Annotated in this window: 8 protein-coding genes; 5 read left to right on the top strand and 3 right to left on the bottom strand. The window is 64.9% G+C overall.

Annotated elements, in window-relative coordinates; genetic code table 11:
• Positions 1-9 precede the first annotated feature (9 nt).
• The gene (locus R1H25_RS14380; RefSeq protein ID WP_317223908.1) at positions 10-2,340 is read right to left on the bottom strand and encodes a TonB-dependent receptor domain-containing protein; all 2,331 of its coding nucleotides are present in this window, start codon (positions 2,338-2,340) and stop codon (positions 10-12) included.
• A 220-nt stretch (positions 2,341-2,560) separates the two neighbouring features.
• Between R1H25_RS14380 and R1H25_RS14385 the strand changes: the two genes are divergently transcribed.
• Complete coding sequence (locus R1H25_RS14385) at positions 2,561-3,043, top strand: LuxR family transcriptional regulator (RefSeq protein ID WP_317223909.1); 483 nt, start codon at positions 2,561-2,563, stop codon at positions 3,041-3,043.
• Positions 3,044-3,100: 57 nt separating this feature from the next.
• Here R1H25_RS14385 and aceE read toward each other — a convergent pair whose 3' ends face one another.
• Together aceE and R1H25_RS14395 are read right to left on the bottom strand one after the other, a co-directional pair.
• Positions 3,101-5,773 (bottom strand): pyruvate dehydrogenase (acetyl-transferring), homodimeric type, encoded by a 2,673-nt coding sequence (aceE, locus tag R1H25_RS14390; RefSeq protein ID WP_317223910.1) that lies wholly within the window; start codon positions 5,771-5,773, stop codon positions 3,101-3,103.
• 245 nt (positions 5,774-6,018) lie between these two features.
• Entirely contained in the window at positions 6,019-6,165 is a 147-nt protein-coding gene (locus tag R1H25_RS14395) for a hypothetical protein (RefSeq protein ID WP_317223911.1), read from the bottom strand.
• 91 nt (positions 6,166-6,256) lie between these two features.
• Between R1H25_RS14395 and R1H25_RS14400 the strand changes: the two genes are divergently transcribed.
• From R1H25_RS14400 to R1H25_RS14415, 4 genes are all read left to right on the top strand, one after another.
• Positions 6,257-6,772 carry a sigma-70 family RNA polymerase sigma factor gene (locus R1H25_RS14400; protein ID WP_317223912.1) on the top strand — a complete coding sequence of 172 codons (516 nt, stop codon included), beginning with the start codon at positions 6,257-6,259 and terminating at the stop codon, positions 6,770-6,772.
• Entirely contained in the window at positions 6,769-7,791 is a 1,023-nt protein-coding gene (locus R1H25_RS14405) for a FecR domain-containing protein (RefSeq protein WP_317223913.1), read from the top strand. The genes R1H25_RS14400 and R1H25_RS14405 overlap by 4 nt, the downstream gene beginning before the upstream one ends.
• 141 nt (positions 7,792-7,932) lie before the next feature.
• Entirely contained in the window at positions 7,933-10,866 is a 2,934-nt protein-coding gene (locus R1H25_RS14410) for a TonB-dependent receptor (RefSeq protein ID WP_317223914.1), read from the top strand.
• A gap of 10 nt (positions 10,867-10,876) precedes the next feature.
• On the top strand, positions 10,877-12,472 hold the full coding sequence (locus R1H25_RS14415; RefSeq protein ID WP_317223915.1) for an alkaline phosphatase D family protein: 1,596 nt from the start codon (positions 10,877-10,879) through the stop codon (positions 12,470-12,472).
• The last annotated feature ends 15 nt before the right edge of the window (positions 12,473-12,487 follow it).

Consider the following 12,487-nt stretch of genomic DNA (forward strand, 5'->3'; position numbering starts at 1 on the left):
GTTCGATCCTCAGAGCTTCACCGTCACGCCCACCTGGAAACCGCGCCCGGGCAGCGGCGCGATGTACTTCAGCGGCGAGTTGTGCGGCCGTGCTTCTTGATTGAGCAGGTTGCTGCCGTTGACGAACACCTCCATGCCGGCGATGTAGCTGTTGCGTACCGGCAGCTCACGGCTGACCTGCAGGTCGACCAGGTTGAATGCATCCAGCGGCACTTCCTCGCTCACGTTGCGGCCGAGGTACTTCTGCGTGTCGTAGTAGGTGCTGGACAGCCGCGCCTTCCAGCCCTCGCGCTGCCACTGCAGGGTGGCGCCGTAGCGGTTGGTCGGCATGTTCGGCAGGTACTCGCCGTCATTGTGGGCACGCAGCGAATCGGGGCGGTCGGCCTTGTTCTTCACCAGGTCGGCGAAGGCGGACACGTTCAACGTGCCGTAGCGGCCCAGGTCCAATGCCTGCGAGGCATCGATCTCGAAGCCCTTCACCGTGGTGTCGGTCTGCTTCCAGTACTTCAGCGGCAGGCGGTTGGCGGTCTGCACGCCCGAGTAACCCAGGTACAGATAGTTCTCGTACTTCATCCGGTACGCGGTGGCCGACAGTTCGAAACCACCGAGGTGGAACAGGCCGGTCAGTTCCAGGTTCTTCGCGCGTTCCGGCTCGAGGTTCTGGTTGCCTTCTTCCTGGGTCATCACCGAATAGTGAGCATTGCTCGCATACAGCTCGTTGATCTCCGGTGCGCGCTGCGAGGACGAGTAGCGCACCTTGGCGGCGAACAACGGACCCAGCTCGACATACGAACCCAGGCTGTAGCTGTTGAGCCGGTAGTCGCGGTCCTGCAGTTTCGTGTTGGCGGCATTGCGCGCGGTCTTGAAGCGGCTTGGTTGCAGGTCATGGTCAACGCGCTCGTGGCGCACGCCAGCGTCGAAGCTGGCCCAGCCGACGTCCAGCGTCTCCTTCAGGAACACCGCGTTGCTGCGGGTGTCGACGTCAGGCAGGTAGCGCAGCGAGCCGCTGCCGGTGACAGCACGCGACTGGTGGCTGAAACCGAGCAGGCCGCTGAGCGGACCGACGCGCTGATGGCTGAGCAGCAGCTCGGCCTGGGTGCTCTCGAAATCGTAGTCGTTGGCCCGGGTGGCGCCCAGCCGTTCGCCCGAGGTGTTGTCCAGCTTCGAAACACGCAGTTCGGCGCGCTCGAACCACGGCAGCGGATCGCGCAACAGGGCTTCCAGTGCGTAGCGTTCCTGCTTGATCACCACGCCCACCGGCAACGCGTTGGCGTAGCTGGAACCGAACGACAGGTTCTGCATCGAGAACCCCGGCACGCCGTATTCGCTGTCCTTGGCATCGATGCTGACGCCGACGTAGCCACGGTCGAAGAACAGGGTCGACCCGAGCGCCACCTGCGAATTTCTCGCGTAGCTGTTGCCCAACCGGTGATGGTAATCGGGCGTCACGTCATTGTTGATCTGCTTCTGTACGTATGACGGCGTGCCGGCGACATAGGCCGGATTGACCGGATTGATATAGGTACGGCGCTGCCAGACCGAAGTCGGGTTGTTGGTGTAGAAGGAGAAATCGCCATCGGCCCAGTCCGGGTTCTCGGTCATGAACTGGTCGATGTAGGGCTGCGAGGCCTTGTTGTAGATCTGCTGGACGCGCGCTTCCTTCTGGCAGCTGTCGGCCAGCGCAGAGTTCACGCCACCGGTCGGCGGGAACAGGCGCGTATTGCAGACACTGGCCTTGCTGTTGCCGGGAATGTCGTAGTGCGAGATGCGCTGGCGCGAGACCTGCAGGTTGGTCGAGACGTTGCGCTGGTTGTTGAAGTTCATGCGGAAGCCCTGCGCGTCGGCGGCATTGAAGCCCTTGCGCAGGACCAGTTCCATCGACTGGTCCTTGTCTTCCATGCTGCGCGAGATCAGGCCCGGATCGATCTCCACGCTGCCGCCGATCGCATTGCCGCCGTAGCGCACGGTGTCGGAGGACTTGTTGACGGTGACGCTGCGCACGAACAGCGGGTCGAACGGAATGCTGATATCGCCGCTGATCGCGTTCATGCCGAGGATGGACTGGCCGTCCTGCAGGATCTGCACGCGGTTGCCGCTGAGGCTGCGGATGACAGGAGCGCCCGCGTTCGGCCCGAAGGCACTGCTTTGCACACCGGAGACATGTTCGAGCAGGTTGCCGAGGGTGCGGTTCTGGGCTTGTGGATTGTCGACAGTGGCCCGGCTGTCGATGCGCGAGGGCTGGGAGGCCTGGACCTGGAGGGTGGGGAGGGTAGGTTCGTCCGCGGCCTGAGCGGTGTGGACGGCGAACAGAATGGCAGCAGCAAGCAGGTGGCGACGCATGGCACGATCCGTGAAAAAGACGTGAAATGTTATAACGTAACTATTTGTATCGACAAGGGTGGAACGGGCCTTGCGGCAGGGGCAACGCGCGCGGTGGAGCGAACGCGGTCGCCGCCCGTTCAACGCTTGGTCTTGTGCTGGGCTGCCAATGCCGCGCACGATTCGGGCGCTGCCCCCGATCGCGTCACGCAGCGCCTTCTTCACTGGAACGGAGCAACGTATGAAGCTGTTGTCCGCTGTATTGTTGTCTGCGCTTTCGCTAACCGCCGTTCCGGCGCTGGCAGTCGAAGCTTCGCCTTCACCGCTGCTGGGGCGCTGGTCGCTGGATATCGCCACGTCTGCGCTTCCCGAAGCGCAGCGCCCGAAGCACGTGGTGCTCGAGTTCAAGGACGCCGGTGCGGGCCGTTGGAGTTCACACGTGGACATCGTCCTGCACGACGGCAAGACCATGAAATCCGACGGCACGTTGGCGCTCGACGGTACGCCGGGGCCCTTGTCCGGCACCTACGGCGCGGACAAGGCCAACCTGAAACTGCCGGCGCCGAACACCCTGGTGATGCAGCTGGTGGACCACGGTACGCCGGCCTCCACCCGCATCTACACCGTGGCAGATGACCAGGCGACGATGACCGAGACCAAGGCGTTCTACGGCCACGACGGTACGCCGATCCTGCAGACCAACCTGTTCAAGCGGATACCGTAGTGGCGCCGCCTGCGCCATGCCCACGGGGAGGGAATCCGCGGGCATGGCGCCGGCACCTTACACTGCCGCCGGGTCGCGCTTGCCGGTGTCGATGCCGTACCTGTCGATGGCCTCCTGCATCCGCGAGCGCTCGATGCGGCCTTCGTCGGCCAGCGACTTCAGGGCTGCCAGCACGATGAAGTGGCGATCCACTTCGAAGAACGTGCGCAGCGACTCACGCGTGTCGGAACGGCCGAAGCCATCGGTACCGAGTGCGATGAAGCGGCGGTCGTTGATGAAGGGACGGATCTGGTCGCCGACGATCTTCATGTAGTCGGTGGCCACCACCACCGGGCCGTCGTGGCCCTGCAGGCACTGCTGCACGTAGGGCAGTCGCGGCTGTTCGGCCGGATGCAGCAGGTTCCAGCGCTCAGCGGCCAGGCCGTCGCGGCGCAGTTCGGTCAGGCTGGTGGCGCTCCACACATCGCTGGCGACGCCGAAATCCTGCTGCAGCAGTTCTGCCGCAGCTTCCACTTCGCGCAGGATCGAGCCGCTGCCCATCAGCTGCACGCGTGGCTGCGAGGCGGCATCGGCGGCTGCCGGGTGCAGCAGGTAGAGGCCCTTCAGGATGCCGGCTTCGGCGCCTTCGGGCAGTGCTGGCTGCGGGTAGTTCTCGTTGAGCACGGTGATGTAGTAGTAGATGTCTTCCTGGTCGACATACATGCGGCGCAGGCCGTCATGGATGATTACCGCCAGCTCGTAGTTGTAGGTCGGATCGTAGGACACGCAGCTCGGAATCACCGACGACAGCACGTGGCTGTGTCCATCGTCGTGCTGCAGGCCTTCGCCCATCAGCGTGGTGCGGCCCGACGTGGCACCGAGCAGGAAGCCGCGGGTACGCGCATCGGCAGCGGCCCAGGCCAGGTCACCGACGCGCTGCAGGCCGAACATCGAATAGAAGATGTAGAACGGAATCGTCGCCAGGCCGTGGTTGCTGTAGGCGGTGCCGGCGGCGATCCACGAACAGATGGCACCGGATTCATTGATGCCTTCCTGCAGGATCTGGCCGTCCTTGGCTTCCTTGTAGTAGCTCAGCTGGCCGGCGTCCTGCGGGGTGTACAGCTGGCCCAGGTAGGAGTGGATGCCGATCTGGCGGAACAGGCCTTCCATGCCGAAGGTGCGCGATTCATCGGGCACGATCGGAATCACCAGCTTGCCCAGTTCCGGGTCCTTCAGCAGGCTGGTGAGGATGCGCACGAAGCCCATGGTGGTGGACTGGCCGCGATCACCGCTGCCCTGCAGCTGGGTGTTGAAGATCGACAGCGGCGGCAGCGGCAGCGGATCGACCTTGGCCAGGCGCGCCGGCAGCCGCCCACCCTGGATGCGGCGGCGTTCGGCGAAGTAGGCAGCCTCGGCGCTGCCGGGTTCCGGGCGCAGATAGGGCATTTCCTCCAGCTGGTCGTCGCTGACCGGCAGGTTGAAGCGGTCGCGGAAGGCGCGCACCGCATCGGCGCTCATTTTCTTCAGCTGGTGGTTGATGTTCTGGCCTTCGCCGGCCTCGCCCATGCCGAAGCCCTTGACCGTCTTGGCCAGGATCACTGTCGGCCGGCCGCGGGTGTTCACCGCCTGCTGGTAGGCGGCGTACACCTTCTGCGGATCGTGGCCACCACGTGCCAGCGCCCAGATGTCGTCGTCGCTCATGTGCGCGACCAGCGCCAGCAGCTCGGGGTAACGGCCGAAGAAGTGTTCGCGCACGTAGGCGCCGCTCTGCGACTTGAAGGTCTGGTAGTCGCCATCCACGCATTCCATCATGCGCTGGCGCAGCAGGCCGCTGTGGTCGCGGGCCAACAGGTCGTCCCAGCCACTGCCCCAGATCAGCTTGATCACGTTCCAGCCGGCCGCGCGGAAGGTGCCTTCCAGTTCCTGGATGACCTTGGCGTTGCCGCGTACCGGTCCATCGAGGCGCTGCAGGTTGCAGTTGACCACGAACACGATGTTGTCCAGCCGCTCGCGGCCGGCCAGGGAAATTGCCGCCAGCGATTCGGGCTGGTCCATCTCGCCGTCGCCGAGGAAGGCCCAGACCTTGCGGCCCTGGTGTTGTTTCAGGCCGCGGTATTCCAGGTAACGCATGTAGCGCGCCTGGTAGGCGGCGGTCAGCGGACCCAGCCCCATCGACACGGTGGGGAACTGCCAGAACTCCGGCATCAGGCGCGGGTGTGGATACGAGGACAGGCCTTCGCGGCCGGCTTCTCGGCGGAAGTTGTCCATCCGTGCCGGATCGATGCGGCCTTCCACGTATGCGCGGCCGTAGATGCCCGGCGCGGAGTGGCCCTGGATGTAGATCATGTCGCCGTCGAAGGTGTCGGTGCGGCCACGGAAGAAGTGATCGAAGCCCACGTCGTACAGCACCGCCGCAGACTGGTAGGTGGCGATGTGGCCGCCGACGTTGGAATGCTTGCCGGCACGCAGCACCATCACCATCGCGTTCCAGCGGATCATCGCGTTCAGGCGGCGCTCGATGGCCAGGTCACCCGGGTAGGCCGGCTGGCGCTCGGGCGGGATGGTGTTGACGTAGGCGGTCCAGGCACGGGTATGCAGGTCGCCGTGCTGCTGGGCGTCCAGATCGCTCAGCTGGTCGATCAGGTAGTGCGCGCGCGGCCGGCCGCCGGCCTGCATCACCGCCTTCAGCGATTCACGCCACTCCCGCGTTTCCAGCGGGTCGGTATCGAAGGGGATCAGGGCTTGGTTCATGGCTTTCTCCAGAGGGCGCCGGTCGGACGTCTGCCTGGGCGACAACACCGGCAGGGCGCACAGCACTGGAGCGGGGTCGCAACGGCGGGGGCCGTGACGCGAAGGGCGACCGTGGCGGCCACCGAGAAGACAAGCGTAGGCCTGCCCCCCAGGCTTCGGTAGGCGGGCGGGGCTTGGGTCTCTGGCAAGCAAGGGTTGGTGCCGCGCGCCGTATCATGGGCCGATGCGCTGGGTGCGGCCGCTGATCAGGCCGGGGACAGCCCCGGCAGGAACACCGGGATGATCGCCACGCCGACGCCCAGCAGGCACCAGGCGACGATGGGCAGCCAGCGCGCCAGGCGTTGGGCGGGTTCCGGTACACCACGGCCGCCGGAACATTGCAGGGGCTGCACTCCAGCGGCTGCCTGCCGGTCGTTGAAACGCCACTGTCATCGATGGCGGTCACCCTGCGGGGCTTTCCAGCCTCGGGGTGGTTGGCCGGCCGTGAACAGCGTGAGGATCTGGGAGAAGAGCTACGCGCTGCGGCGCCGGCTGCTGCGTGGCTTCTTCCTGCGTCGCGGTTCGGCCAGCGAGGATGCCGAAGACCTGGCGCAGGAGGTCTACCTGCGCCTGCTGCGCAGCACCGGCGAAGATGCCGATGCGGTCGAGAACCCGGAAGCCTACCTGTTCACCGTGGCGGCCAACCTGGCGCGCGAGCATGCGCGCGCGCGGTCGTCGCTGCCGCCGCTGGAAGACGTCGACCTGCTGGCCGAAGTGCTGAAAAGCGAAGAAGACATCGAAGGCGAATTCGAGCGTGCGCAGCGCTGGAACGATATCCGCAGCACCATTGCACGACTGCCGGCGACCACGCGTCGGGTGATGGAGCTGCACTACCGCGACGGGCTGGATTGCCCGGCCATCAGTCAGCAGCTGCAGGTGTCGGTGCATATGGTGCGCAAGCACATCGGCAAGGGGCTGGAGGCCTGCAGGAACGCGCTGGGCGCCAGGGAGCTCACATGAACCGGACCTCATCGCCCGTGGCCGACGACACGATCGCCTGCGAGGCCATGGACTGGTTCCTGCGCAATCGCGACGGAACACTGGGCGAGGCCGAGCGGGTTGCGTTCCTGGACTGGATGAAGCGCTCGCCGGAGCACGTGCGCGCCTACATGCACGCCCTTGCGTTGCACCGGCAGGTGGGTGAGGCGCTGCAATCACCGTTGCCTGAAGAGGCGCTGGTACCGCCACGGCAGGCGGCCGCCAAGGTGGTGCCGCTGTTCGGTAGCGCGCACGCGCCGCCGTGTGTTGTGCCTCGTCGCGTTCGTGCACGCTGGTGGGTGATGGCCGCCGCAGCCTGTATCACCCTGCTCGGCGTAGGCCTGGTTCCGCAGCTGATGCCTACCGGGCAGCTGTACAGCGCCGATCATGGTGAACTTCGCGACCTGGTGCTGTCCGACCAGACCCAGGTGCGGCTGAACGCGAACAGCCGCCTGCGCGTAAGCATGGGCTGGTTCAGCCGCAAGGTGGAGTTGCTGCAGGGTGAGGCCACGTTCGATATCGCCGGTGACCGACGGCCGTTCGAGGTGCAGGTGAACGGCTTGCAGATCCGCGATATCGGCACGGTGTTCGATGTGTCCCGACGGTTGCAGGGCACGCGCATCGGCGTGGTTTCCGGCGAGGTGGAGGTATGGAGCCAGGGCGCGGACGCCCGGCGCCTTGCGCAACTGGGCGAAGGCCGGGTGGTGCAGGTCGACGCGCGCAGCCATGCGGTGGAGTCGCTGGATGTACCGTTGTCGATGCTGCTGGACTGGCAGCGGCGCAAAGTGTCCTTCCTGGATGAGCGGCTGGACGAGGTGGCCGCTGCCTTCAACCGGCACAACCAGGTGCAGGTGCGCGTGCTGGACGAAGGTGCGGCATCGGCACGGTTGTCGGGCAGCCTCGATGCGCATCGCATCGGTGCGCTGCAGGCCTTCCTCGAACGCGACCCGCGCTTCGTGGTGAGGCGCGAAGGCGACACCGTGCGGGTTGGCAGCCGCTGAGGCCCGTGTGGTCGTGGACTGTCAGAAAAAATTCATCGAATCCGCGTTCTCCACTTCGGTGGATGCGGGCTCTTACTTGGGAGAAGCCGCTGCCGATCCGCGCAGCGGCACCCGCTGCCTTCTCTCTTCCAAGGACCCGTGATGCGCAACACGCTCTACCTGTCGATCATCCTCGCCCTGTCTCCCTGCAGCGTGCCGTCGGCGGCTGCGGCCACTACCGATGGTCTCGAGGCCCGCGTTTCGGCGCCGATCGAGGCGCAGCCGTTGGCGCGTGCGCTGGAGCAGTTGTCGCGCAGTTCCGGGGTGCAGTTCCTGTACTCGGCCGGCGGTAATGCCCGCATGGCCGGTGCGGTGCCGCGCGGTGCCACCGTCAAGCAGGCGCTGGATGCACTGCTGGCCGGTACCGGCCTTGGCTACACCGTGGTGGATGGCAATGTCATCGCAATCGATCCGGCACCCGTACGCAACGCGCCGAAGCCGGCCCCGCCGAAGCCGCGCGAGGCCGAGGCGATGGTGGCGCCGACCCTGGACACGGTGAAGGTGATTGCCGCACATGAGGTCATCGACCAGAAGAAGTCGTCGCCGGTGATCAAGGATTCGGTGGTGTATGACGAGATGGACAGCTACGGCGACGAGACCCTGGCCGAAAGCCTGATGGCCGCGCCAGGCCTGAGTGCGGTGGAGGATGCCGGTGAGCCACGTTACGTGACCGTGCGCGGCGTACAGGCCAACCTCAACTACACCACCATCGATGGCATCGCGATTGCCAGCGTGGGAGGCAGTGGCTCCGGCGAGCGCATGAACAACCTGCAGCTGATTCCCAGCGACATCGGCACCCGTACCGACATCTACAAGAGTTTCAGTGCCGAGCAGGCCCCGGATGCGATCGGCGGCGTGATCGACATCATCAGCCGCAGCGCCTTCGATCGGTCCGGCAAGTACGTGTTTGCCGATGTGGCAGGCATCTATTCCACTGCCGAGACCAACGTCGAGCGCAGCGCTGGCGGCAACCACGAGACCCTGGGCCACTTCGGCAAGAGCGCCAAGATGGTGTTCTCCAACCAGTTCGGCGTCGACCAGTCGTTCGGCATCGTTGCAGTGGCACGCTATGAGCAGCGTTCGCGCAACAGCGTCAAGCGCTGGGTGGAGTCGAACTACTACTACAACGACGCTGGCAAATACCTCACCGACGGTACCACGGGTCCGGACGAGGCCAAGGGCTGGAACGGGTTGCGTGCGCCTGGCAACTTCAGCACCGGCACCTATACCAACTTCATCACCAACTTCGGTGGCTCCGCCAAGCTTGAGTGGAAGCCCTCGGATGATCCGTTCTACGCATCGCTGCTGCTGTACTCGTACCGGTTCTACGAGAACTCGACGATGAACAAGACCGATCTGTACGGCAACGCCAAGTTTCCGATCCGCAACCAGACCGAAGACAGCGGCACCACCCAGATCAACAGCATCTACATCAAGAACCGGCACGACCGTTGGGACCGCAACAACCGCGGTGCCATCGCCAGCTTCAACTGGGATATCGGTGATCGATCGCAGCTGACCCTGCGCGGTGGCCATACCGAAGAGACCTTCCACAACAACCAGGTTTACTGGGGGGTGCGCGCCTACCCAAGCAATCTGTTCGTCGATTACGAGAATGACAGCCACGGCTTCCCCAACGCGGTGGCCGTTTCCGATTCCAGCCTGCTGACCAGTTCCGCATTCAAGCTCAATCCGGCGCAGGCCTACGTCTCCCCGCGCGATGCCAAGGAGAGCATCGACAACCTGCGCGCCGACTTCAGCTACAACATCGATGCCGATGCGAGAGGTTTCGGCCTGGCCGCCGGTGCCGAGTACCGCCATCTGAAGATCTGGCAGGACATCGACTTCGACTATTTCAAGAGCAGTGCCACGCTCAACGATTACCTGTACCCGGGTTCGACGCTGCTGGGCAGCGTGCCGGGCTTTCCGCTGATCGACAACCGCAAGTGGAACGAGGAACTGCTGCCAAAACTGGGCAACAACAATGCGGCGTATCCGAATGCCAACGTCACCAGTGACTACAAGTACGTGGAGGACATCACCAATGCCTATGTATCCGCGCACTACGCCTGGGACCGGCTGCTGCTGATCGGCGGCCTGCGTTACGACCACACCCGCTTCGATGCCTACAGCCCGTTCAGCGATGATGGCGGCACTACCTATACCTCCGCCTTCCGCAACACGAGCGGTGGCTACAACAATCTGCTGCCCTCCTTGAATGCAACCTTCAAGCTCACCGAGAACCAGCGCCTGCGCTTCTCCGCCAGCCGAACGCTGGGCCGGCCGACGCCGAGCAACATCGCCCAGGCCACCAGCACCAGTTGCGGCGATGACGAGGAGGGCAGGGGCTTCTGCAGCATCAAGCAGGGCAATGCCAACCTGCAGCCGCGCCGTTCCACCAACATCGACCTGGCGTGGGACCTGTATTTCAACGGCAACAACGGCCTGGTCTCGGTGGCGCTGTTCGACAAGGTGATCAAGGACGACATCTACACCCTGACCACCTTCGAGAACGTGGGTGATACCCGCTACCGGGTGACTCAGCCGATGAACACCGATGAGTCCACGCTGCGCGGTGTCGAGTTCGCGGTGGCCAACCGCAACCTGCAGTGGGGCCGCCAGCGTTTCGACATGTACTTCAACGCCACGCGGCTGGAAGGCCAGACCAACTACCGCATCAGTGATGGCACCGAGCGCCGCCTGGACCGGCTGCTGTACCAGCCGGACTGGTCGCTCAACGGTTCGGTGATCTGGCGCATGCCGTGGAAGAGCGCGCAGCTGCGCCTGTCCGGCACCTACCGCAGCCGCATGCTGGTCGACTTCGGCGACACCCGGTGGCTGGATTCGTACTACGACCCTTACATGACCTTCAACATGGGCTTCAGCCACAAGGTCAGCAGGCACGTGACGCTGAAGTACGAGGCCAAGAACCTGTTCAACACCCAGCCGACCTACAGCACCGGCCCGAACGGGCGCTTCCGTACCGAGATCGACGACTACGGCCGCTTCTTCTACTTCCACATCATCTACAACTGAGGGCACAGCCGTGGATACGATCAATCGCAGGCGATTCCTGGCCCTGGCCGGCCTCTCTGCCGCCGGCGCCTGGATGGGCACCGCACACGCGCTGGCCGCGCAGGCCGATGCCACCGCGCTGAACCCGCGCAACCTGCTGGCCAAGCCGCGCTTCGCCAGCACACCCTTCACCCTGGGCGTGGCCTCGGGTGATCCCTCGGCCGATGGCATGGTGCTGTGGACACGGCTGGCAACTGAGCCACTGGTGTTCGGCGGCGGCATGCCGACCCGGCCGATGGTGGTCGAATGGCAACTGGCAGCAGACGATGGCATGCGCAAGGTGGTACGCCAGGGCTCGGCAATGGCGCATCCCGAGCTTGGGCACGCTGTGCACGTGGAGCTGGACGGGTTGGCGCCTGGACGGCCCTACTGGTACCGCTTCACCATCGGCGGCCACGCCAGTGCGGTCGGTTGCACCCGCACGCTGCCCGCAGCCACGGCCGTGGTGGATCGCGTGCGTTTTGCGGTGGCCGGTTGCCAGCACTACGAAGAAGGCCACTACACCGCGTGGCGGCGTATTGCCGAGGAGCCGCTGGATTTCGTCTTCCACTACGGTGATTACATCTACGAAGGCGAAAGCCAGCCGGGCCTGCGGAAGATGAACGGCCAGCCGTTCACCAACCTGCGGAATCATGTCGGGCCGCAGACCTACACGCTGGACGATTACCGCCGCCGCTACGCCCAGTACAAGAGCGATGCCGACCTGCAGGCCGCGCATGCGTCGGCACCCTGGTTCGTCACCTTCGATGACCATGAGGTGGACAACAACTGGGCTGGTGCCGAAGACCAGGACGATACTCCCACCGAAGTGTTCCTGCTGCGCCGCGCACAGGCGTTCCAGGCCTACTACGAGAACATGCCACTGCGCCGTTCGGCATTCCCTCGCAATGGCCACATGCAGATGTACCGGCGCGCACGCTACGGCACGCTGATGGATCTGCACCTGCTCGATACCCGCCAATACCGCAGCAAGCAGGTGAACATGGCGCTGCGTGAGGAGGTGGAATCGCCGGAGCGCAGCATCGTGGGGGCGAAGCAGGAGCGCTGGCTGTTCGACGGCCTGGCCGATGCCGCACCGCGCTGGCACACCATCGCCCACCAGGTGGCGCTGGGCAACTACATGCGCGAGAAGGACGGCGTGGTGCAGTCGTCCGATGACCAGTGGTCGGGCTACCTGGACAGCCGCCGGCGCCTGCTTGACCACATCCAGAAGGTGGGCTTCGGCAACGTGGTGACCGCCTGCGGCGACGCGCATCGGCACTATGCCAGCGATCTGGTGCAGGACTACCGTGACTCGGGCGTGGTCTCCAGCGAGTTCCTCGCCACGTCGATCACCTCCGGCGCCGATGGCCAGGGTGTGGACGCGTATGCCAGGAACCAGCTTGCGCACAGCCCCTATCTGAAGGCGACCACCGACAAGCGTGGCTACGTGCTGTGCGATGTCACCCGCGACGCGTGGATCGGCGACATGAAGACGATGGACACCGTGATGCAGCCGAATGGCGCGGTGCAGAGCTGGAAGCGCTATGCGGTGGAACACGGCCGGCCGGGGCTGCAGGAGGCCTGATCAGGCCAGCCCCCT

The organism is Stenotrophomonas veracruzanensis (assembly GCF_032911525.1).
Taxonomy (GTDB): domain Bacteria; phylum Pseudomonadota; class Gammaproteobacteria; order Xanthomonadales; family Xanthomonadaceae; genus Stenotrophomonas; species Stenotrophomonas africana.